Here is a 21870-nt window from a genome sequence, read left to right on the forward strand (position 1 = left end):
TCTTTCATATCGGCATATGTTTGCGATACTGTCGCAACGACGTCGAGGATGTGATCGCAGCGAACTCAAGGAGGATGTTCATGGTCGAGCCTGTCACTCCAAAACCTGGCCATCGTGGCCACACACCGCCGCCGCGCGCGCCGTGGCCCGCCCATTCGCCGCTGGATCCGGCGGTCGCGCGGTTTCGCGGAGCGCCCTGCTATCAGGTCTGGCGACGCGAGCAGGACTGGGTCGCCATCGTCGAAGGCGTGCACTGGTCGGCCGCGCTGGCGCCGCGGGTCTGGGCGTTGCGTTATCGGCACTGGCCGTTGCTGGGGGTGGGGGCGACGCTCGCTGGTGTTGCCGCAGGCGTGGCGTTGGCCGGCGCGCACACGTGGTCGGCGGGCGCCTGGATGGCGCTGTTGCTGGCCGAGTTGGGGTTGCGCGTGGGTGCGGCCCGGCAGGCCGGGCGCTGGCGTAATGCGGCGTTACAGCGTGCCGGCTGGCAGGCGGTGACCCGCCTGCGTGCGATCAGCGTGGCCGATGCGGTGACCACTGCGCAGATCCGCGCCGGTCGCCCGCAGCGGTGAGCAAACCACGATCAGCTGCGGCGAACGCCCTCGATGCGCATCCAGTCTTCGTCGCGTTCGCAACGCAGTTGATCGAACCAGGGCGCGTAGCGCTGCAGTAGGTCGTCTTCCTGGCCGTGCAGGATGCCCGACAGGGCAATGCGGCCGCCCGGCGCCACGCGCGCGGCCAGGGTGTCGGCCAGCGCATCCAGCGCCGAGGCAAGGATGTTCGCGACCACCACCGGGTAGCTCTGCACCGGTTCGTCCTGCGGTAGATACACCGCCAGCTGCGTGGCCACGGCATTGCGCTCGGCATTGTCGGCCGTTGCCAACAGCGCCTGCGGGTCGTGGTCCACCCCGACGGCGCTGGCCGCGCCCAGTTTCAGCGCGGCGACCGCCAAAATGCCCGAACCGCAGCCGAAGTCGAGCACGCTGCGGCCTTGCAGCTCGCCGCTGCCGGCCAGGCTGTCCAGCCAGCGCAGGCACAGCGCGGTGGTCTGGTGCGTGCCCGACCCGAACGCCAGGCCCGGATCCAGCCGCACCACGGCGGCCTCCGGCATGTTGGCCTCCTCGGGCAGGTCGTGATTCCACGGCACGATGAAGGTGCGCGCACCGAACTGCATCGGCTTGAACAGATCCATCCAGGCACGTTCCCAGTCGCTGTCCTCGACCATGCGCAGCGCCACCTGGCTCCAGTCCAGCTCCGGGTCGAACGCGTCCAGCGCCGCAAGCACCTCCAGCGCGTCGCTCTCGCCATCGAACAGCGCGGTGAGCACCAGCGCATTCCAGAGCGGCATCTCGCCCACGCCGGGCTCCAGGATGGCGCGCTCGTTGCTGGTATCGGCATCGGCATCGAGCAGGGTCACCGCCAGTGCGCCGACCTCCTCCAGCGCGGTCTGGAAGCGGGGCTGGGTGGTATCGGAGCAGGGCAGGGTCAGTTCAAGGAACGGCATCGTGGCAGTCGGCAATCGTCAAGGCGTGCATCGTAGACGATTCGTGCCGGCGGGCTGACACGGTGCCCCAGGCGGGGCGCACGGTTTGGTGGAAGGTGGCGGTCCATGTATCAGGTAGAAACCCGCGAGCGCGCCGGTATCGTGATGTATCCACAGGCGAGACGCGTGCTGGATGCGGCATCCGGATCGCGATGCGACCAGATGCACTCAGCGCGAGCAGCAGACACATCGCACTGAGCGCGCTCGCGCACCGGCTGCCACGCATTCGGTTTGTCAGGTAGAAACCCGCGAGTGCGGCGCCATCGCGACGTGTCCACATGCAATACGTACGCTGCACACGCACACGCACACCCACCACGACCAGGACCAGGACCAGGACCAGGACCAGGACCAGAATCGCGATGCGGCCAGACATCCGCAGCGCGCACGCAACAGGCGCATTGCACGAAGAGCGCCAAGAAGCGCAGCGAGCGGCTGACAGGCGGATCTGGGCGCCGCGCAGACACCGGCGTGTACGCGTTGTGCCTGCCGCACCAGCACTGGTCGCGCCCGTTTGGTGGTCCCGTAGTCGTTTTTATCGGTCGCGCTCGCCATCACTGCTGGCATTGCCTGTCGGTACCGCACGCACCGGCCGCGCTCGCTCGCCAGCCGCTGCCTGCACAGCCGGGTGCTAGACTCCGCGCCGTCGCTGCGGGCGTCTTCCGCAGCTGGGTTGCCGCCGTCATGCCGCTTGTCCGTGCCCGCCATCTCTGGCTGTTGCTCGCTCCCGTCGCGCTCGCGGCGGGAGCCTGGTGGCAGCTGCGCGCGCAACCGACGGCGCTCGCCACTGCCGTGCCTGCCGTCAGCGCCACTTCCGCGCGCGTGGCTGTTGCAACGCCAGTGCGCCACGCCTCTTCCGAACGCGGCAACGCGCTGCAGCTGCCGTATCGCGATGCGGTGGATGCGCAGCGGGATCTGTATCGCTACGCACAGCAGTTGCAGCAACAGGTGCGTGCCGGCGATGCGCAGGCCGGCTGGCGGTTGAGCCGCGTCTACGATTACTGCGCGCCGTATGCGTCCAGCCCGGCCGGTTACGCCGCCGATAGCGAGTGGATCGCCGCGCACCAGACCCCGGGCGTGGCGGCGATGCATGCCGCGCGCGACCGGGTGGCGCAGCGCTGCGTCGGCTTTGCCCCCGGCGATGGGCTGGGTCCGCGCCTGGTTGCGCAGCAGCGGCTGAGCGCGGCGCGCGGCGGTAGCCTGGCCGCCGAAGCCGCGTTGCTGGCCCTGGGCGAACCGTTGCAGGCAACGCCCACCTACAAGCGCGCGCTGGTGCGCCGTGTGCTGGCCTCGCGCGACCCGGAGGCCTATCTGGCCCTGGCGCCGGCGATGGGTGCGCGTGCCATCGGCGATGACAGTCTGCAAGGGTATGTGGCCGGCGATCAGTTCGCCGAACTCGCCTGGCAGGTGGCCGCATGCCGCCTGGGCCTGGACTGCAGTGCCGATAGCACGTTGGTCACCAGTTATTGCGCCAATGCGGGCATCTGCTCGCGCGAGGGCGCGCAGGATTTTGTGTCGTTCGTATTCGACGCCGCGGTATCGCGGCAGGGAGCAGACAGCGTGGATGAGATGGTCGATCGATTGGTGTCCGATCCGGGAGCGCAGTCATGAATTACCGTCGGTTGGCGCATGGCGCCAAGTTCTGGTTCTGGGTGGCATTGTTCGTGGCGTATTCGGCCGCGGCGGTGGGCATCGTGATGATCGATACCGCCGATCACCGCTACCAGTCGCTGTCGATCAAATCGACCACGGTCGGTGCCGACGAGCAGCAGCGACGGCATGGCGCCAGCCAGGTGGCCGCGGTATATCGCGCCAGCAGCGCGATGCCGTTCTCCACCTTGTCGGCGGGCTCGACGTTTCAAGTGGTCTGGCCGGATGGCTCTACCGAAACCATGATGGTGGTGGATCCGTCATCGTCCAGCGGCATCGTGCCGGTGCCGGGCAGCCAGCAGGCGCCTGCGCCGCCGCGTTGAATGGTGTTGCCGACAGCACGGTGGTTCGATCGCTGCGTTATCGTGGCGGCACCGCGCGCATCGCTGGGGATGATCGGTTTTCCACGACGCTGACTCTGCCGATGCCCGTGCGTTTGCGTGGCATGCCAACGCCAAACAGCTCCGCTTGCAGGCAGCGCATGCCACACACGCTTCCAATCACGTCTTGGTCTACACAGCACTGTCGCAACACCGCTAATGCAGCGATCGTGCAGACATAGCAAAAAAGCCCGGTTTCCCGGGCTTTTTTATTGCCATCGATGACGCTTGCGATCAGGTCAGCGCAATCGACTTGTTCTTGCGCTCGGCCAGGCGTTTTTCCAGGTAGTGGATGTTCTGCCCACCGGCCTGGAAGCCCTTGTCGCGCATGATGCGCTGCTGCAACGGGATGTTGGTCTTGATGCCGTCCACCACCATCTCGCTCAGCGCCACGCGCATGCGCGCGATCGCGGTTTCGCGGTCGGGCCCGTGCACGATCAACTTGCCGATCATCGAGTCGTAGTTCGGCGGCACCTTGTAGCCGGCATAGATGTGCGTATCCACGCGCACACCCGGGCCACCTGGCGGATGGAAGGCGGTGATCAGGCCCGGGTTGGGCATGAAGGTTTCCGGGTCTTCGGCATTGATGCGGCACTCGATCGCATGCCCGCGCAGCACGATGTCGCTCTGCTTGATGCTGAGCTTGTGGCCGGCGGCGATGCGCAGCTGCTCGCACACCAGATCGATACCGGTGATGCGCTCGGTGACCGGGTGCTCCACCTGGATACGGGTGTTCATTTCGATGAAGTAGAAACGCCCACCTTCGAACAGGAATTCGAAGGTGCCCGCGCCGCGATAACCGATGCGGATGCAGGCATCCACGCAGACCTTGCCGATTTCAGCGCGCAGTTCTTCGGTGATGCCCGGTGCCGGCGCTTCTTCCACCACTTTTTGATGGCGGCGCTGCATCGAACAATCGCGTTCGCCCAGATGGATCGCACCGCCCTGGCCATCGGCGAGCACCTGGATTTCCACGTGACGCGGATTTTCCAGGAACTTCTCCATGTAGACCTGATCGTTGCTGAAAGCGGCCTTGGCTTCGGACTTGGTGGTTTCGATCGCCGCCTTCAACGCCGCTTCCGAATGCACCACGCGCATGCCGCGCCCACCGCCGCCACCGGCAGCTTTGATGATCACCGGGTAGCCGATCTCGCGCGCCACCTTGGTGTTGGCCACGATGTCATCGCCCAGCGGGCCGCCCGAGCCAGGCACGCACGGCACGCCGGCGGCCTTCATCGCACGGATCGCTTCCACCTTGTCGCCCATCAGGCGAATGGTGTCGGCCCTGGGGCCGATGAAGATGAAACCGGATTCTTCTACGCGCTCGGCAAAATCGGCGTTTTCCGACAGGAAGCCGTAGCCGGGATGGATGGCCTGCGCATCGGTGACCTCGGCCGCAGCGATCAACGCCGGGATATTGAGGTAACTGTCGCTGGACGCGGCCGGGCCGATGCACACCGACTCATCGGCCATGGCCACGTGCTTGAGGTTGCGGTCGACCGTGGAATGCACCGCGACCGTGCGGATGCCGAGCGTATGGCACGCGCGCAGGATGCGCAGCGCGATTTCGCCTCGGTTGGCAATGACGACTTTATCTAGCATGGGAATAGGGAGTCGGGAATGGGGAATGGGTAGATGCGGGCATCATGGTGCGGCTCCACGTCTGCGTAAGGCATTCATCAATGCGGTGAGCTTGGCGAAGACCTGGTCGACCTGCTGGCTGACGATGTCTTCGTCTTCGATGTTGCTATAGCCCAGTCGTCCGGCGATCTGGACCTGTGTATCCAGTTCGGAGAGCGAGCCGCGCGCAATCGAGAGAAACCGCGCGTAATCGGGGGTGGAGCGTCTCGCCGCACCTTCGGCGATATTCGACGGAACGCTGACGGCCGCACGGCGCAATTGCGCTATCAGGCCGTAGCGTTCCTGCTCGGGAAAGAACTCGGTGAACCGATGGATCATTTCGACAAGCTCCATGGAATCGCGCCACGCCTCAAGACGTTCGTGAGGCCGCTTTGCCGATTCCCGATTCTCCACTCCCGATTCCCGGCCGCTCAGCCAATCACAAACAGCGGCTGATCGAATTCCACCGGCTGACCGGTTTCGCCGAGGATGGCGACGATGGTGCCGGAGACGTCGGCTTCGATCGGGTTGAACATCTTCATCGCCTCGATGATCGCCAGGGTGTCGCCGGCCTTGACCGCCTGGCCCACGGTGACGAAGGCCGGTTTGTCGGGGGAGGGCGAGGTGTAGAACGTGCCGACCATCGGCGCGCGCAGCACATGGCCTTCCGGCAACGCGGCAACCTGCTTTGCGCCGCCGGTGGAGGCTTCGGTGGGCGATTGCATCGGCATGGAGGCCGCTTGCGGCGGCGCGGCGGGGGCCGGTGCGTACTGCTGCATCGGCGCGCTCACCACCTGGGTGCCCTTGGGCACACGCGCCAGACGCACGCTTTCTTCGCCTTCCTTGATCTCGATTTCGGCGAGATTGGATTCTTCGAGCAGGTCGATCAGTTTCTTGATTTTGCGGAGATCCATAAGGGCCTCTTGAGGTGAATCGGTGGAGAGTGTCGGCGGGGTGCCGGCGGAATGGAGTCAGACCGTCGGCGTGGGCGCCGTGGTCGTTGCTGCAGGTGTCATACGTCGCGCTCCAGGCGCGCGATCGCTGCTTCCAGCGCCAGCCGGTAGCTGTCTGCGCCGAAGCCGCAGATCACGCCGTCGGCCTTGTCGCTGAGATAGCTGTGGTGGCGAAACGGCTCGCGCGCATGCGGATTGGACAGATGGATCTCCACGAACGGCAGGCCCACGCCAAGCAGCGCGTCGCGCAGCGCCACCGAGGTGTGGGTGAAGGCGGCCGGGTTGATCAGGATGTAGGCGGTGCCGTCCTCGCGGGCGGCGTGAATCCGCTCCACCAGCACATGCTCGGCGTTGGACTGCAGGCAGGCCAACGTGTGTCCGGCCGCCTGCGCGCGGTCCACCAGGGCCGCATCGATCTGCGCCAGCGTGGTGCGCCCGTAGACCTCCGGCTCGCGGGTACCGAGCAGGTTGAGGTTGGGGCCATGCAGCAGCAGCAGGTGGGCCATGAGATCCAGCAGAGCGGAAAGGCCAGAAGTCTGCGCGATGTGGGCGATGCTGTCCAGATAGCAGAAGTTATGCGTGTTTTAAACGATTGATTGAAAGTGCCCGGTGGTTGCGGCCAGTGCGAGTGCTGGCGGGCATCCGGGCCGAACAGGTCCGGTTCGAAGATCTGCCGCCTGCCCTGTGTGCAGTCGCTGCGCATCGTCAGGTATTCAGGCGCGACGCGCTGGTGTGCGGCAATTGGACGATGTGGCCAAGACTGCAGCTCTGCCGGTCTGCATGCCTGCATCCTCCATGGCCGCGCGTCAGGGTTCTGTGCCGGCGGCAGCAATTCGTGGTTCGGGTCTGCGCGCGCTGCCTCCCGCGATGGTCGATCGTCAGGGCGGCATGCTGCGGCAGTGGGCTGGGTGGGGTGTCGAAAGTCCCACCGCCAGCAAGGCCGCTGGTCGCTGCTGGCATGTCTGCGGGACCACCAACGGCAAGCGGATGCTCGCCGTCGGTCGCCGGATCTGCTTGCGCTCCGTAATGGCCTCTCAGCCTATGTCAGTGCAGCGCTCTGCGCAGCCTGGGAGTCGTTGCCGGGATTGGTGTGCCGCCCTGGATGCTTTCGTAGACCACCACATCCTTGCCCGCTTCTCGAAACGCGACTCACCGCGCCGCGCGCAACAACGCATCCTCGGTGATCGCATTGGTCAGCACCGTGGGCAGGATCGCCGGCGGGGCGCCGGGGCCGTAGACCACGTAGAGCGGCACGCCGACCGCCTGGTGCTGGTCGAGGAAGGTGCTGATGGCTGGGTCGACATTGGTCCAGTCGCCCTTCATGTAGACCGCATCGACGCGGCGCAGCGCGTCGCGGAATTCGGCGCCGCCCAGCACGTTCTTTTCGTTGGCCTTGCAGGTCACGCACCAGTCGGCGGTCATGTTGACGAACACCACGCGGTTGTCGGCGCGCAGGCGATCCAGCAGTTGCGGCGAAAATGCGACCGCCCCTTCGCTGGCGGCGGTGGCGGCCGGCAGGCGCAGGCGGGTGACGCCCACCACCGGCACGATGGCCAGCACCAGCATCACTGCGGCCAGGCGCATGCCCGTGCGGTTGCTGTTCCAGCGGCTGCGCTCGAAACACCACAGGCCCAACGCCAGCAGGGTGGCGCCGACCAACATCAGCGCCAACGCATCCACACCGCGTTGCTTGCCCAACACCCACAGCAGCCAGATCGCGGTGAGATACATCGGGAACGCCAGCACCTGCTTGAGCGTTTCCATCCACGCGCCGGGCGTGGGCAGGCGCCGCGCCAGCGACGGGATGAAGCCGATCAGCAGGAACGGCAGCGCCAGGCCCAGGCCCAGCGCCAGAAACACCAGCATCGCCAGCGGCGCAGGCGCAGTGAAGGCATAGGCCAGCGCGGTGCCCATGAACGGGGCGATACAGGGGCTGGCGACCACGCAGGCCAGCACGCCGGTGAAAAAGTCGCCCAACGGGCCATTACGCGCGGCCAGCGACTGGCCGATGCCGCCCAGATTGCTGCCCAGCGTGAACACGCCCGACAGGCTCAGGCCCACCGCAAACATCAGATACGCCAGCGCCGCCACAAACCACGGCTGCTGCAGCTGGAAGCCCCAACCGGCCGCCTGGCCGGCCGCACGCAGGGCGATCACCAGCCCGCCGATGGCGGCGAAGGACACCAGCACGCCCAGCGAATACCAGATGGCATGGCTGCGCGCGTGGCTGCGGCTCTCGCCGCTATGCGCCAGGCCCAGCACCTTCAGCGACAGGATCGGCAGCACGCACGGCATCAGGTTCAGCACCAGCCCGCCGAGCAGCGCCAGCGCCAGCATCGCCAGCAGGCCCTTGTCGGTGTGCGGCGGCTGGGTGCGCTGCGAGTTGTCGGCTGCCGCCGTCGGGGCGGGCTGCGTTGTGCTGTCCGGTGCCGTTGCAGGTGCCTCGGGCGGCGCCTGCCCGGCGGCCAGCGGCGAGATCATCAGCGGGGCGGCTTGCGCCTGGTTCTGCGGCGATACCGTGCCGGCCGGCAGGTCCAGCGTCACGCGGCGGGTCATCGGCGGGTAGCAGATGCCATCGGTCTGGCAGCCCTGGAAGGTGGCCACCAGGGTCACGCGCGCCGGGTCGGGATGCTCGCGCAGCAACGGCAAGGTGACTTCGGCCTGGTCGAAATACACCACCACATCGCCGAAATGTTCATCGCGATGGGTCTTGCCCTGCGGCCAGCGCGGCAGCCCGGTGCGCACGCCGCCGCTGCCTTCCACCGCCAGCGAGGTGCGGTCGCGGTAGAGGTAATAGCCGGGTGCCGGAGTGAAGCGCAGCAGCAGGCTGTTGCCGTCGCCGACGATGGCTTCGAAGGTAAAGGCCTGCTCGGCCGGCAGCGGCAGCGCATCCACGCCGGCGGTCTGGCCGGGCGCCCCGAACAGGCGCGGGCCGGGCGCGGTGCGTGGCACCAGTGCGCCCAGATTCTCGCGTTGCGGCGTGGGCGTGGGCGTAGCTGCACCAGCCGCTTGCGCGCCGGGCAGGGCCACGCGGATCTCGCGCCGCTGTGGCGGGTAGCACACCCCGGCGTCGGCGCAGCCCTGGTATTGCACCTGCAATACCGCGGTTTGCAGCGCCGGATCGGCCTTGCCGGCCAGGGTGGCCTGCAGTTGCTTGCGGTAGGTCTGCACCTGGCCGAAGAACTCGTCGTGCTTGCTCTCGCCCTCCGGCAGCGCCAGGTCGCCGGCAGAAAAGCCCTGCCCGGATTTGACGCTGATGCGGTGCCGGTACAGGTAATAGCCCGGCGCGATCTTCCAGGTCAGGCCGATGCTGTCGCGGCCCTCGGCCTGGGCACTGAGCACGAAGGCCTGGTCCACCGGCAGCAGGTCGGCCTCGCTGACCGCCTGCGCGGCCGGTGCCACCAGTGCGAGCGAGGCGGCGATGACCGGGGCGGACAACAGTGCGCAGCGGGCGATCCAGCGGGACAAAAACTTCATGGACGTCAGGATTCCTTGCGGGTGTCGGCCCGGACCCAATCGAGATATGCCGGCAACCCGGCGCTGGCTTGGACAGCGACCGCCTCCGGCAGTTCATACGGATGCAGCGCCCGCAGCCGCGCGATGGCGTCGGGCAGGCGGTCTTCCCAGGTCTTGATCAGCAACTGCACCTCGGTGCTGCGCGCGATCTCCCCGTTCCAGCGATACAGCGATTGCGCGCCGGGCAGCTGGGTGACGCAGGCGGCCAGCCGTTCGTCGAGCAAGGCATGCGCGATGCGGTCGGCGCTGTCGGCATCCGGGCAGGTGCTGAACAACAAATGGAGGGAAGAGGCGTTCATTCGACCCGGCAGTGTAATCCCCTGACCTGCGGGGGATCGACTGCGCGTTCCGCAACAGGGCGTCAACTTCGCTGGATTGGCGCTGCCGGCGGGACCCGTTTCCCCCGCCCGGCATGGCGATGGGTCGGGCTTGCGGGTGCATGACCGCCTGGTGCCGACGCCGGTATTCCCGCCGCACGCACCATCTGCCACCCCGCAACGCAGTGCGGCACCCCGCAATGCGATTGGCGACATGCCACCGGTCGGCTATCGCCGCCATTGGCGTCCCGCACCCACCGCACGCCGGCCCGATGGCTCTCAGTTGGCCAGCTGGCAGCTGGCCGGCTTGGCCGAATTGAACAGGCCGGCGGTGGCCCATTCGGGATGGTCGACGAACGGATTGCGGTTGCCCTGGAAGCTGAAGACCACCTGGTTGCGCGCACGTTCGGCATCGTCCGGCGGGTCGGCCTGGTGCCAGGCCAGCAGCGTGGACAGCAGGCCCATGTAGGCGGGCGAAGACGAGGTCTGCACGATCCGGCTGCGGTCGTCGGTGAGCTCCAGATCCGGTTCGGACTGGCCGGTGGCCGCATCAAGGCCGCCTTCGTAGCGGATCGCCATGTACATCACTGCGCGTGCCATGTCGCCCTTGCGCCGGCCCCACACCTCGAAGGTACCGCCGTTGCCGTCGGGCGTGCGTACCCAGTTGGAATTGCCCGGATAGCGCCCGCTGCCGCCGCCACTGCCGTCGTTGACCTCGGTCACCCGCTCGCCGCAGCTGCTGGTGCAGGTGGCGTAGGGCTTGTTGCCACGGTCGGCGTTGAAGGTGGTGTCGGTCAGATACAGCATGTGGGTATCGGTGTAGGGCGCGTACGGCAGGCCGCGGTCGCCGGTGGCGCTGCCGAAACCCAGCGAGTTGGGCCAGGTGTGCTCGCGGTTGTAGGTCAGGCCGCTGCCGGTGCCGGCCCGGTCGCTGACCTTGGCGTAGCTGCGGTTGCGGTAGGCGTCCAGGATGCGGCCGCTGTTGTTGGGGTCCTCGTCGGCCATCTCCAGGATGGTCCAGGTGCTGGTGCCGGTCCCGCTGTAGGGGTAGACCGTGTGGCCGCGAATGGTGGCATTGAGCGAGCAGCGCAGCTGGCTGGGGCTGGTGGTGTTGACCCGCGAGTAGTAGCCGGTGCCGCCGCCGCCGGCCGTCGCCACCGTGAAGGCGATCGACTGATTGGCCGCCGGGCTCAGCCCGCTGGCATCGCGGATGGCGCTGGCGGTGATCGCCAGGGTGCAGCGCTCGCCGCCGACCAGTGCTGTGTTGGTGGACAGGGTGAAGCGGGTGCCGCTGGTCGGGTAGCTCAAGGCCACCGTGCCGGAACTGGCGCAACTGAGCGCAAAGGCGCCGCTGCTGAGCGTCACCGCCTCGCTGAAGCCCACCGCCAGATCGCCGGCCGCCGGGAAGCCGCTCGCGCCCTGGGTCGGCGTGGTGCTGGTGATCGTCGGTGCGCCAGTGGTGCCGCCACCGCCGCCGCTGCCGTTGAAGGTCTGGCCGCGGTTGCAGGCGCCGAAGGTCTGCGCCGCCGAACCCGCCCAGCTGAAGTTGGCTGCCGCACTGCCAGTGCCGGTGAGTTGCAGCGAACTGCCGACTGCGCTGCTGTTGCTCTCGCTGACCGGCAGGTTCTGGCTGGTAACGCCGGCTGCCGGGCCGCCGCTACCGGTGATGGCGCCTTCGTAGCTGAGGAACTGCACCAGCTGGCCGCTGGGGTCCACCAATGCCACGCCGTCGTTGGGCCCGTTCTGCACGCCGTTGCTGGCGTAGCTGACGGTGGCAATGCGCACCTGGCTGCCGCAGCTGACCAGGCTGCCGGCCGGTACCGCCGTGTTGGCGTAGCTCACCGCTGCGCTGGGCGCACTGCCGTTGTACAGATAGATCCGGTAGCCGCTCAGCGATTCGCCGGCGGTGGCCACCACTTCCACGCCTTCGCCGGTGTCGCCGGAGGCGCCCGCGTCGTCGTAATGCAGTTCGTTGATGAACACCGCGGCGTGGGCGGTGGGGACGGCCAGGACAATGGCGCAGGCCAGTGGAAGACGACGGAACGGCAACCTCATCGACAGCTCCTTGTGATCGGGGAATGCTGTCCGGACTGTAGAGCCTGCGCATGACAAACGATGGAACCTGGTTCCATTTTTAGAGCGGCTGGCACACGGCCCGCATGGCCGGGCGGGCGGCTACTTTCGAACTTCGAAGCGGTAAGTGGGCGGTTGCCTGAAGCGAGCGACGGCAACCGCGCGCGGCGTCCGGCTTTCTGCGCACACCCACTCCACCCGATGACGGTTCGCTGCGTTTTGTTGTCGCTGCCCGGCCTCCGAACGAGACCGGCCGACGAAAAAATTTTGCGCCCGGCCCTTGAAACCCGCTCGCCCAGCACAATCTCTGGCCCGCACCCGCTCTGTCGGGTTTTTTCCGCGCGCTATGCTGGCAGTCGTCACATACGAGTGCTAACATCGCCGATAATTTCCAGACCAATCAATCACTTAAGAGGGTCTTATCTATGAGCATCAAGCCGCTTCACGACCGCGTTGTAGTCAAGCCGATCGAAGCCGACGAAGTTTCTGCCGGCGGCATCGTGATCCCGGACTCCGCCAAGGAAAAGTCCACCAAGGGTGAAGTCGTCGCCATCGGCGCCGGCAAGCCCCTGGACAACGGCAGCCTGCGCGCGCCGGTGGTCAAGGTCGGCGACAAGGTCATCTACGGCCAGTACGCCGGCAGCAGCTACAAGTCCGAAGGCGTCGAGTACAAGGTGCTGCGCGAAGACGACATCCTGGCGGTCATCGGCTGATCAGGCGCTATGCGCCGGGAATCGGGAGTTGGGAATCGGGAATTGGCAAAGCGGCTAACGCCCTTCGCCATCCCACCCCGCCCCGATTCACGCTGTTGATCTACCGATTCCCCATTCCCTATTTCCTATTTCCGGAGTTACATACAAATGGCTGCTAAAGACATTCGTTTCGGTGAAGATGCACGCAACCGCATGGTGCGTGGCGTCAACGTTCTTGCCAATGCCGTCAAGGCGACCCTGGGCCCGAAGGGCCGCAACGTCGTGCTCGAGAAGAGCTTCGGCGCCCCGACCATCACCAAGGACGGCGTCTCCGTCGCCAAGGAAATCGAACTGGCCGACAAGTTCGAGAACATGGGCGCGCAGATGGTGAAGGAAGTCGCCTCGCGCACCAACGACAACGCGGGCGACGGCACCACCACCGCCACCGTGCTGGCTCAGGCCCTGATCCGCGAAGGCGTCAAGGCCGTGGCTGCCGGCATGAACCCGATGGATCTCAAGCGCGGTATCGACCAGGCCGTCAAGGCTGCGGTCGTCGAGCTGAAGAACCTGTCCAAGCCCACCACCGACGACAAGGCAATTGCCCAGGTCGGCACCATCTCGGCCAACTCGGACGAATCGATCGGCAACATCATTGCCGAAGCGATGAAGAAGGTCGGCAAGGAAGGCGTGATCACGGTTGAAGAAGGCTCGGGCCTGGAAAACGAGCTGGACGTGGTCGAGGGCATGCAGTTCGATCGCGGCTACCTCTCCCCGTACTTCATCAACAACCAGCAGAGCCAGTCGGCCGATCTGGACGACCCGTTCATCCTGCTGCACGACAAGAAGATCTCCAACGTCCGCGACCTGCTGCCCGTGCTGGAAGGCGTGGCCAAGGCCGGCAAGCCGTTGCTGATCGTCGCTGAAGAAGTCGAAGGCGAAGCGCTGGCGACCCTGGTGGTCAACACCATCCGCGGCATCGTCAAGGTCGTGGCCGTCAAGGCACCGGGCTTCGGCGACCGTCGCAAGGCGATGCTGGAAGACATGGCCGTGCTGACCGGCGGTACCGTGATCTCCGAGGAAGTGGGTCTGGCGCTGGAGAAGGCCACGATCAAGGACCTGGGCCGTGCGAAGAAGGTGCAGGTCTCCAAGGAGAACACCATCATCATCGACGGCGCTGGCGATTCGGCCGCGATCGAGTCGCGCGTCGGCCAGATCAAGACCCAGATCGAAGACACCTCGTCCGATTACGACCGTGAGAAGCTGCAGGAACGCGTGGCCAAGCTGGCCGGTGGCGTTGCAGTGATCAAGGTCGGCGCATCGACCGAAATCGAAATGAAGGAAAAGAAGGCGCGCGTCGAAGACGCCCTGCACGCTACCCGTGCAGCCGTCGAAGAAGGCGTGGTCCCGGGCGGCGGTGTGGCCCTGGTGCGTGCGCTGGTGGCCGTCGGTAACCTGACCGGTGCCAACGAAGACCAGACCCACGGTATCCAGATCGCCCTGCGCGCCATGGAAGCACCGCTGCGCGAGATCGTGGCCAATGCCGGCGAAGAGCCGTCCGTGATCCTGAACAAGGTCAAGGAAGGTACCGGCAACTACGGCTACAACGCCGCCAACGGCGAGTTCGGCGACATGGTCGAATTCGGCATCCTGGACCCGACCAAGGTCACCCGTTCGGCGCTGCAGAACGCAGCCTCGATCGCCGGCCTGATGATCACCACCGAAGCCATGGTGGCCGATACGCCGAAGAAGGACGAGCCGGCAATGCCCGGCGGCGGTGGCATGGGCGGCATGGGCGGCATGGATTTCTGATCCAGCCGGCTCACGCCGACACGCAACACCGCAGTCAGAAGGAGCCCCGCAGCGATGCGGGGCTCTTTTTTTGCGTGCACCGCGACGGTCATTGCGCTTGCATGACGATGCGCTCTCAGCAGCGCACCTACCGCCAGGCGCAGGAGCCGTGGTCAGCCGCTCACTGACTGTTTCCGCCCGGTGGATCAGCGCTCCATGCGTCGCTCAGTAGGTCGATAAACCGACGGATCTTGGGCGACAGGTGACGCTTGCTCGGATAGACGACACGGATGGGCTCCGGAGCGGGCTCGAATGTTTCCAAGATCCTCACCAATGTTCCCAATGCGAGGTCATCGCGGATGAGATAGTCGGGAAGTTGGGCAATGCCTACCCCGGCGCAGGCTGCATGTTGCAAGGCTTCCCCACTGTCCATGACAAGTCTGCTTGCAGTCGAAAAGGATGCATCGCCTTTTTCAGTTCGAAACGTCCATGGTCTTGGGCGTCCTTCGTCTAGAAAGAAACAGCAATGATGCTGAGCCAGGTCGGATGGAGTTTGTGGCGCGTTGTGCTTCGCTAGGTAACTGGGCGATGCACACGCCACCATGCGTTGGTGCGTGACGGTTCGACTGAAGATGCGAGAGTCCTCGCGTGCAGGTCCGGTGCGCACTGCAATGTCGATACCATCTTCAATCAGATCCACAAAGCGATCGGAATACTGCACAACTGCGCCGACGTTTGGCCAGGTGTCGATGAACTGCTCCACTAGCGGAAGCACATACCTCACTCCCAGTGTCACAGGAACACTGATGGCGAGGCGGCCATAGGGAGCTTCCGAACGCAGCGCCATCGCGGTCTCTGTTTCCTTCAGATCCTCAAGGATCAGAGCGCTTCTCGCATACAGAACGTGCCCATCATCCGTCAGGCTCAAGCTCCTGGTCGTCCGGTTCAACAGACGCATCCCCAGTCTTTCCTCCAGACGAACGACGCGCTTGCCAACGGCCGAGCGCGTCAACCCCAGACGTTTGGCGGCCAGCGTGTAATTGCCGCTGTCAACGACCGTAACGAACGCGACAATGTCGTTGATGTTCGTGAGTTCCATCGAGGCCTCTAGGGATTGATCACCGGATCAGTGGGGAACCACATTCCCCAATCGTGCGCCTAATCTTGGCATACCGGTTTTCAAGAACCAATGATCCACTGAGGCAACTTCTGTGAACAAGAACGTCAAGGCAAGCGTCAAAGCGTGGGCTCAGAGCCTGGCAGAGCTTGCCCCGGTAGTGACCGGGGAAAATAAAACACTCACGATGAAAGACATTCGCGACAGCTACGTCGCCATGCTGGCCAAGCAGCTGCCGCCAGCGGACGTGAGTTTCGAGAAGATCGATCTGAACGGCGTGCCCGCCACGCGGGTGACTCCGGCAACGCAGAACACCGATGCCGTCCTGTTTTATATTCACGGCGGGGCCTATATCGTCGGTGCGCCCGATGGATATCACGGAATAGGCGGCAATTACGCGCAGATGCTGGGTGCACGGGTCTACATTCCCGATTACAGGCTTGCTCCCGAGTATCCTTTTCCTACGCCGATTGACGACACGCTAGCGGCCTACAAGGGACTTCTTGCGTTAGGCATCCCAGCGCAAAAAATCGTGTTCGCCGGCGAATCGGCTGGTGGCGCGATGGTGGTTTCCGTCATGGTGGCAGCGCGCAACGCAGGCTTGCCTCTTCCTGCAGCCGGCACTGCGATTTCGCCTTGGGCAAATCTGGAGCACACCGGGGCATCGGTCGCCAATCGCGAAGGACTCGATCCGCTGAATACCGGAGCGGGATTGCGCTTCTTGGCTCGCACTTTCTTGGGCGATGCATTGCCGAATCATCCGATGGCATCTCCTGTGTTTGCCGATGTCACTGGCCTGCCACCGATCCAGATTCAGATCGGCGAGAACGAGTTGATGTTGAGCGACGCGATGCGCCTGGCGACGCATCTGGGCGACAACCGTGTCCGCGTCGATCTTGAAGTCTGGCCGGGCATGTTCCATGCGTGGCACTTTTTTGCAAACGCACTTCCCGAGGCTCGCCAAGCACTTGCAAGCTCAGTGCGATTCTTGAATGCGCAGCTCGAAAAGACCTCGAGCTGACGCTGTCGGGATGACCTCACAGAAGCGGCAGGCTTGCAACCGACTGATGCTGCTGTTTGAACACACTACTATCGGCGAAAAAGCCGGTCGCACAGCGGCGTTGGATAGGAGGTTGCTGGCAAGCCGGCGTGACGCTGAGTGGCCAATCATCTTCACCATCCGCTGTTATGCGATGTCTGAGTCATCGATCTTTCATTGAATGCCAAGCACGAAAGCTTCGCCTCGGTGACAAGCGATCCGCTGCTCGCGCGACGCACCCATTCGAGCGCAGCGCTTCATCGCCTCGACACTTTCAAACATTTATCTTTCCAGAAACTTTTCAGGAGTTCTGTCTTGCACAGCCCATCTCGCAGCGATACGCCGAAAGACACGGACAACGCTCGCATTGTCGGTGAGGGCCATGCTCGATCGGCTGCTGCGGACGCGCAGCAATTCCCTTGGTCTGATGCAAGCCTGCCAGCAGAGGTGCGTGCGTGGCTGGTGGTTCAGGCGATGACCGAGGACGAGAAATTTGCATGGTTGTCCGGGCCAATGGCAATTCCGATTGCAGGCAGTGACAAGCCGGAAGGTGCGCTCGGATCAGCGGCCTACTACCCGGCAGTGCCGCGTTTGGGCATTCCTGCGCAACAGCAAACCGATGCAAGCCTGGGTGTAGGCAATCTGGCCAATGTGCGTCCTGGCGACAACGCCACAGCGCTGCCGTCGTCGTTGTTGCTGGGGGCGACCTTTAATCCAATCATGGCGCGCGAAACGGGCGCGATGGTTGGGCAGGAAGCCAGGGCCAAAGGGTTCAATGTGCAGTTGGCGGGCGGGGCGAATCTGGTACGTGAGCCACGTGGTGGACGCAACTTCGAATATGTCTCCGAAGACCCGCTGCTCACTGGTGTGATCGCTGGCAACTCCGTTGCTGGTATTCAGTCGCAAGGCGTGGTTTCGACTGTCAAACACTTTGCGCTCAACCCGCAAGAAACCGGGCGCGTGGTGGTGAACTCGCACATCGCCGATCAGGCGCTCCACGAGTCGGATCTGCTCGCATTCAAAATCGCGATTGAGATTGGCGAACCGGGCGCCGTGATGCCCGGCTACAACCTGGTCAACGGAGAGTGGGCCAGCGAAAATACCTACCTCATTAACACCGTATTGAAGGGGGAATGGGGCTATCCGGGTTGGGTGATGTCCGACTGGGGGGCGACACACTCGGTGGAGAAGGCCGCACTTGCCGGGCTGGACGTTCAATCCGGAGCGAACCTGGACCCTGAGCCTTATTTCGCCGAACCGCTGCGAACCGCCGTCAGCAAGGGCTTGGTCCCCCAATCGCGTATCGACGACATGGTGCATCGTCAGCTGCGTAGCCTGTTTGCCGTCGGCGTTATCGATAATCCGCCCAAGCCAGGCGCCGCGATCGACTACGCCGCGCATCGCCTGTTGGCGCAGCGGTCTGCCGAGCAAGGCATCGTATTGCTCAAGAACCAGGCCGATGTCCTGCCGCTTTCGAGGGGCGCTAACCGCATCGTCGTCATCGGCACGCAGGCGGACATCGGCGTCGTGGCAGGGGGCGGCTCGTCTGCCGTCACTCCGATCGGCAGCGTGACCAAGCCGGGCTTCGAGTTCATGGGCACGATGATGGAGAAGGTCTACCATCCCAGCTCGGTCTTGAACGCCATCAGGGCCGAAGCCTGCGCGGCGCAGGTCGCTTATGTGAGCGCGAACGACGCGGCCGCAGCCGTCGCAGCGGCGCATGGTGCCGATGCGGTCATCGTCGTTGCCGAAGAATGGCGTTCGGAAGGTCAAGATGCCCAAGGTCTCTCCTTGCCCGATGGTCAGGATGCATTGATCACTGCCGTGGCCAAGGCCAACGCAAACACCGTGGTCGTGCTGATCTCAGGTGGCCCGGTCACGATGCCCTGGTTGGACGACGTCGTTGGCGTGGTCGCAGCGTTCTATCCTGGCCTGGGCGGCGCAGACGCCATCGCTGGCATCTTGTTTGGCCGCGTCAACCCGTCCGGGCGCCTGCCCATCACGTTCCCACAGAGCGTCGAACAGTTGCCGCATCCTGAGCAGCGAGATCCGTCGACCACGACGTCCAATCCGGGGGAGCCGATCAAGGGCGAGATCTTCTGCATGGATTACAACGTCGAGGGCGCGGACGTAGGGTATCGCTGGTTCGACGCGCGCTCGCTAACACCGCTGTTCCCGTTCGGATACGGGTTGTCGTATACGCGCTTTGAAACCCATGACTTTCACGTGAGTGACGAAGGTGGCAGGTTCGTCGCTCGCTTTGTTGTCAGCAATTGCGGCGACCGTGCCGGAGCGTATGTGGCGCAGGTGTATGTGGCGGGCGAGGGCGCGATTAAATTTCCAAAACGGCTTGGTGCCTTCGCGCGCGTCGCGCTTGCGCCGGGCGAGAGCAAAACGTTGGAGCTTGCGATCGATCCAAGATTCTTCGCCAGGTTCGACAGCGCAGCGCGTCGGTGGGCGATTTCGGAAGGCACCTACAGCGTTCGCTTGGCGGACAACGCAGCCGATCCGGGGACGTCTATGTCGTTGAACGTGGGCGCTCGCACCGTCAGGCCTTCTGGTGGTGGCGCGTGAGAGCTGTGGGGTGACTCCGTCCATCGAAGATGGCACGGCGCGTGGTTAAGGCCGAAGAAGGACGAGTTGGCAATGCCGGCCGGCGCTGGCATGGGTAGCATCGGCTGCATGGATTTCTGATCCAGTCCCATCGGTTGCCCGTTTGAACAAGAACCCCGCCGTGAGGCGGGGTTCTTGCGTTATCGCAGCAGCGGTGTGGCATGGGTGGCGCGTGCCGATCTTGCCTGGTCAGTGCACAGGAGACGAACTGCTGGCACTGGCGTGAGGGTCGGTCCCAGCCTCCGGCGCCACCGTGTGCTCGGTTGACGTGGGGGTGGCGGAACCACCGGCGTGGTCGTCGATCTCGCTCTCGGTGGCGCCGTCCACCCCGCCTTTGACGCCGGTAGTGGCGGTCTGGATTGTCGACGGCCCGGCAGTGCCGTCGGCCGTTGTCGGCGCAACCGGCGGTTCGGCACCCTCGCTGCCCTCCTCGATCTCGGTGATGACGACGCTGCTTGGCCGGGTCGGCGCTGTGGCGCCGGCGTCCTGAACTGCCTGCAGCGCGGCCTCTGCGACCAGTTGCCCATAGGCCTGCTGATCCTCCTGCTTCAGACTCAGGAAATACGCCAAGGTACTGCGCGTCCTTTCCTGCAGCTCCTGCTGCGTGCCGGGAAGACCGGTGGCCAGTGGCGTGCCGTCTGGCCCCTTGAACATCCGCATGATCTGCTGGCGTCCCCGCGTGATCTGGCGTCCACCCCAGTTCATCGCCAATTCCGAGCCGCGTGCCATCGGGCCTGGCATGGTCACCGCCATCAACGACATGATGGCGCCGGCGTAATACGGCGATGCGGACGATGCTTCGATCAAGCTCTTGTCGGCGAAGGTCTTGGATAGCTTCTCCGCGCCAAGCGCCAGTGCCATGACCATGCTGCTGGAACACATGGCCTTGAAACGCTCCATCGCATCCTGGCGATTGGCGTTCGCATTGAACGTCGACTGCAACATCGCCGTCGTCACCACGATCGAGTCGGCGATGAGGTCGACCGTGCCGATCCGGTCCGGTTGGATCAGATAGACGGTCAGCCCGGTCACGCCCCCGCCCAGCAGTGCCAAGGTCAGTTTGGACGAGAAATCGTGATTGTCGATCTGGCGGGGAATCGCTGCCGGTTGGTCCTGATCGGCATGCAGTGCCGCACTCAATCGCTTGCTGCATCGATCCAGCGTTTCCAGCAGGTGCGTGCACTGCGCATTGAGCGTGCGGGTGAGTTCGCCGCCGTCTTCCTCGCCACTGAAATCGCGGCGCGCCTGTTGGAATGCGTCTCTGCCGGACAGTATCGCCTGGCCGATCTCGTCGAGCTGCGTACGCAGCTGCGTGGTGATCTGGCCGGGGGTCAGGGCGGTACGCATCCGCTCGGCGTGTGCTGGCAAGCCTGCGCGTTGCGCCAGGTTCGCCCCCATGTGCGAGGCCCGTTGATACAGCCGATTGCCGAGCGCATTGATGCTGTGCCAGAAGAACGGCGTGAGCACCAGCGCGGCACAGGCGGCCGATGCGGCTGCGGCAAATCCCAGGTTATTTTCCACCGCTTCGGCCTGATGCCGGGTGGACGGATTGCCGAACTTCTTGGGCAGTTCCGTGCCGAGAAACATGCCATTGAGCAGGATGGAGTACAGGTGCATCTCGTTGGCGTCGCGCCCTAACTGGCCTCCCATCAGTGGAAACGGCAAGCCATCGGCGGTTGGCCGCAGTGCCGATGCCGACAGCGTCATTACACCGCGGGTCGCTGCGGCAATGGAGTAGGCAAAGGTCTTGGCCTGATTGCCGAGCAGCGGGCTCGGTACGGCCAATGGCCACAGATTGACCAGGTTGGCCAGCGACTTCAGCGTGCGCCCGAGCGCAGGTGTGCCGTGTTCCAGCGGGTGCAACGCGTCTTCCACGGCCTTGATATCGCCGAGTAACTGCTGTCGGAGACGATTCTCCAGTCCATTTTCGCGGTCGGCCACGACGTCGCGCAATTCCGAGACGGACTGGCGGCACATCTCCAGGCTGGCGGGCCCGCCGCTCTCCGAACCCAGGCTGCGTACCACGCGCAAGAAGGCCGGATCGTCGGCATGTATCTGCAGCATGCTGCGTAGGTCTACCAGCGACCAGAGATTGGACGCAGCGCTGGATGCCGTTGCCGACACTTGCTGCGCGCCTCTGGTCAGCGCCGACTGCGCGCGCGCGCGCAGCGATGGTGCGTCGGTGGGCGCCGCTGACTGCCTGGTGCGGGACGGCGTGTTGGTGCGTTGTAGCGGAGCCAGCGCAGTCAGCGCTGGATCGATGGGGGTGGTTGCCGGTGATGCGGACGGGCGCGCTGCCGGGTCGTTTGCGTCGTTGGGGGGATGGTCGGAGGCTGGGGCGGAGGAAGACGGTGTGGTGACGGGGGTGTTTCTGATCTCCATAGCGTGGTGTCCTCGATGTAGGGGCGAGCAGACAGCGCGTGGTGCGCGAACCATGATCCGGATGCACGCCGTCGGCCCATGCTGCGGATGTGAAATGTTGCGTTGCAACGCCGTCTTGCGTGCCTGCGGTACGGATCGACTGCAACCTGGATGCACTTAATTAATCGGAGCGCGCTCGGCCAGCGTCGCT

General features: G+C 64.8%; 17 protein-coding genes. 7 read left to right on the forward strand and 10 right to left on the reverse strand.

The annotated features are described in order from the left end of the window. Positions 1 to 74 precede the first annotated feature (74 nt). A complete protein-coding gene (locus ACCQ06_RS03130; protein ID WP_104614392.1) occupies positions 75 to 569 on the forward strand; it encodes a hypothetical protein in 495 nt (164 codons plus the stop codon). 11 nt (positions 570 to 580) lie between these two features. Here the strand turns inward: ACCQ06_RS03130 and prmA are convergent, their stop codons facing one another. After that, the gene (prmA, locus tag ACCQ06_RS03135; protein ID WP_228322963.1) at positions 581 to 1501 is read right to left on the reverse strand and encodes a 50S ribosomal protein L11 methyltransferase; all 921 of its coding nucleotides are present in this window, start codon (positions 1499 to 1501) and stop codon (positions 581 to 583) included. A gap of 723 nt (positions 1502 to 2224) precedes the next feature. Here prmA and ACCQ06_RS03140 point away from each other — a divergent pair. Next, a complete protein-coding gene (locus tag ACCQ06_RS03140) occupies positions 2225 to 3151 on the forward strand; it encodes a hypothetical protein (protein ID WP_228322964.1) in 927 nt (308 codons plus the stop codon). Then, the gene (locus ACCQ06_RS03145; RefSeq protein ID WP_316690118.1) at positions 3148 to 3513 is read left to right on the forward strand and encodes a hypothetical protein; all 366 of its coding nucleotides are present in this window, start codon (positions 3148 to 3150) and stop codon (positions 3511 to 3513) included. Before ACCQ06_RS03140 ends, ACCQ06_RS03145 begins: the two co-directional genes overlap by 4 nt. 291 nt (positions 3514 to 3804) lie before the next feature. On the opposite strand, the gene accC is transcribed toward ACCQ06_RS03145, so the two are convergent. The 7 genes from accC to ACCQ06_RS03180 all read right to left on the reverse strand — a co-directional run bounded on the left by accC (position 3805) and on the right by ACCQ06_RS03180 (position 12031). Continuing rightward, on the reverse strand, positions 3805 to 5172 hold the full coding sequence (gene accC / locus ACCQ06_RS03150) for an acetyl-CoA carboxylase biotin carboxylase subunit (protein ID WP_055853158.1): 1368 nt from the start codon (positions 5170 to 5172) through the stop codon (positions 3805 to 3807). A 42-nt stretch (positions 5173 to 5214) separates the two neighbouring features. Next, positions 5215 to 5544: a four helix bundle protein gene (locus ACCQ06_RS03155; RefSeq protein ID WP_316690119.1), complete on the reverse strand. Its 330-nt coding sequence runs from the start codon at positions 5542 to 5544 to the stop codon at positions 5215 to 5217. A 77-nt stretch (positions 5545 to 5621) separates the two neighbouring features. Continuing rightward, on the reverse strand, positions 5622 to 6104 hold the full coding sequence (gene accB / locus ACCQ06_RS03160; RefSeq protein WP_104614397.1) for an acetyl-CoA carboxylase biotin carboxyl carrier protein: 483 nt from the start codon (positions 6102 to 6104) through the stop codon (positions 5622 to 5624). 98 nt (positions 6105 to 6202) lie between these two features. Next, complete coding sequence (aroQ, locus tag ACCQ06_RS03165; RefSeq protein ID WP_104614398.1) at positions 6203 to 6649, reverse strand: type II 3-dehydroquinate dehydratase; 447 nt, start codon at positions 6647 to 6649, stop codon at positions 6203 to 6205. Positions 6650 to 7292: 643 nt separating this feature from the next. Beyond that, positions 7293 to 9620, reverse strand: a complete 2328-nt coding sequence (locus tag ACCQ06_RS03170) for a protein-disulfide reductase DsbD family protein (protein WP_316690120.1) — start codon at positions 9618 to 9620, stop codon at positions 7293 to 7295. Between the two features lie 5 nt (positions 9621 to 9625). After that, complete coding sequence (gene cutA / locus ACCQ06_RS03175; protein ID WP_104614400.1) at positions 9626 to 9958, reverse strand: divalent-cation tolerance protein CutA; 333 nt, start codon at positions 9956 to 9958, stop codon at positions 9626 to 9628. Between the two features lie 297 nt (positions 9959 to 10255). Then, positions 10256 to 12031 (reverse strand): endonuclease, encoded by a 1776-nt coding sequence (locus ACCQ06_RS03180; RefSeq protein WP_316690121.1) that lies wholly within the window; start codon positions 12029 to 12031, stop codon positions 10256 to 10258. A gap of 443 nt (positions 12032 to 12474) precedes the next feature. Between ACCQ06_RS03180 and ACCQ06_RS03185 the strand changes: the two genes are divergently transcribed. Both ACCQ06_RS03185 and groL read left to right on the forward strand, forming a co-directional pair. Beyond that, the gene (locus ACCQ06_RS03185; protein ID WP_003483210.1) at positions 12475 to 12762 is read left to right on the forward strand and encodes a co-chaperone GroES; all 288 of its coding nucleotides are present in this window, start codon (positions 12475 to 12477) and stop codon (positions 12760 to 12762) included. A gap of 147 nt (positions 12763 to 12909) precedes the next feature. Beyond that, positions 12910 to 14550 carry a chaperonin GroEL gene (gene groL, locus ACCQ06_RS03190; RefSeq protein WP_228322967.1) on the forward strand — a complete coding sequence of 547 codons (1641 nt, stop codon included), beginning with the start codon at positions 12910 to 12912 and terminating at the stop codon, positions 14548 to 14550. Positions 14551 to 14710: 160 nt separating this feature from the next. Here the strand turns inward: groL and ACCQ06_RS03195 are convergent, their stop codons facing one another. Next, positions 14711 to 15628 carry a LysR family transcriptional regulator gene (locus ACCQ06_RS03195; RefSeq protein WP_104614403.1) on the reverse strand — a complete coding sequence of 306 codons (918 nt, stop codon included), beginning with the start codon at positions 15626 to 15628 and terminating at the stop codon, positions 14711 to 14713. Between the two features lie 112 nt (positions 15629 to 15740). Here ACCQ06_RS03195 and ACCQ06_RS03200 point away from each other — a divergent pair, with 112 nt between their 5' ends. Further along, positions 15741 to 16667, forward strand: a complete 927-nt coding sequence (locus tag ACCQ06_RS03200; protein WP_316690142.1) for an alpha/beta hydrolase — start codon at positions 15741 to 15743, stop codon at positions 16665 to 16667. A gap of 195 nt (positions 16668 to 16862) precedes the next feature. Beyond that, a complete protein-coding gene (locus ACCQ06_RS03205; protein ID WP_316690144.1) occupies positions 16863 to 19259 on the forward strand; it encodes a beta-glucosidase in 2397 nt (798 codons plus the stop codon). A 228-nt stretch (positions 19260 to 19487) separates the two neighbouring features. Here ACCQ06_RS03205 and xopX read toward each other — a convergent pair whose 3' ends face one another. Continuing rightward, complete coding sequence (gene xopX / locus ACCQ06_RS03210) at positions 19488 to 21680, reverse strand: XopX family type III secretion system effector (protein ID WP_372365019.1); 2193 nt, start codon at positions 21678 to 21680, stop codon at positions 19488 to 19490. Between the last annotated feature and the right edge of the window lie 190 nt (positions 21681 to 21870).

Origin of the sequence: Xanthomonas sp. NCPPB 4467 (genome assembly GCF_041475665.2) — a bacterium.
In the GTDB taxonomy this organism is placed as follows: domain Bacteria; phylum Pseudomonadota; class Gammaproteobacteria; order Xanthomonadales; family Xanthomonadaceae; genus Xanthomonas; species Xanthomonas dyei.

Bases quoted from the DNA above. Each gene is read 5' to 3' on its own strand.
- ACCQ06_RS03130 (WP_104614392.1), top strand. From the start codon at position 75: ATGTTCATGGTCGAGCCTGTCACTCCAAAACCTGGCCATCGTGGCCAC.
- prmA (WP_228322963.1), bottom strand. From the start codon at position 1,501: ATGCCGTTCCTTGAACTGACCCTGCCCTGCTCCGATACCACCCAGCCC.
- ACCQ06_RS03140 (WP_228322964.1), top strand. From the start codon at position 2,225: ATGCCGCTTGTCCGTGCCCGCCATCTCTGGCTGTTGCTCGCTCCCGTC.
- ACCQ06_RS03145 (WP_316690118.1), top strand. From the start codon at position 3,148: ATGAATTACCGTCGGTTGGCGCATGGCGCCAAGTTCTGGTTCTGGGTG.
- accC (WP_055853158.1), bottom strand. From the start codon at position 5,172: ATGCTAGATAAAGTCGTCATTGCCAACCGAGGCGAAATCGCGCTGCGC.
- ACCQ06_RS03155 (WP_316690119.1), bottom strand. From the start codon at position 5,544: ATGGAGCTTGTCGAAATGATCCATCGGTTCACCGAGTTCTTTCCCGAG.
- accB (WP_104614397.1), bottom strand. From the start codon at position 6,104: ATGGATCTCCGCAAAATCAAGAAACTGATCGACCTGCTCGAAGAATCC.
- aroQ (WP_104614398.1), bottom strand. From the start codon at position 6,649: ATGGCCCACCTGCTGCTGCTGCATGGCCCCAACCTCAACCTGCTCGGT.
- ACCQ06_RS03170 (WP_316690120.1), bottom strand. From the start codon at position 9,620: ATGAAGTTTTTGTCCCGCTGGATCGCCCGCTGCGCACTGTTGTCCGCC.
- cutA (WP_104614400.1), bottom strand. From the start codon at position 9,958: ATGAACGCCTCTTCCCTCCATTTGTTGTTCAGCACCTGCCCGGATGCC.
- ACCQ06_RS03180 (WP_316690121.1), bottom strand. From the start codon at position 12,031: ATGAGGTTGCCGTTCCGTCGTCTTCCACTGGCCTGCGCCATTGTCCTG.
- ACCQ06_RS03185 (WP_003483210.1), top strand. From the start codon at position 12,475: ATGAGCATCAAGCCGCTTCACGACCGCGTTGTAGTCAAGCCGATCGAA.
- groL (WP_228322967.1), top strand. From the start codon at position 12,910: ATGGCTGCTAAAGACATTCGTTTCGGTGAAGATGCACGCAACCGCATG.
- ACCQ06_RS03195 (WP_104614403.1), bottom strand. From the start codon at position 15,628: ATGGAACTCACGAACATCAACGACATTGTCGCGTTCGTTACGGTCGTT.
- xopX (WP_372365019.1), bottom strand. From the start codon at position 21,680: ATGGAGATCAGAAACACCCCCGTCACCACACCGTCTTCCTCCGCCCCA.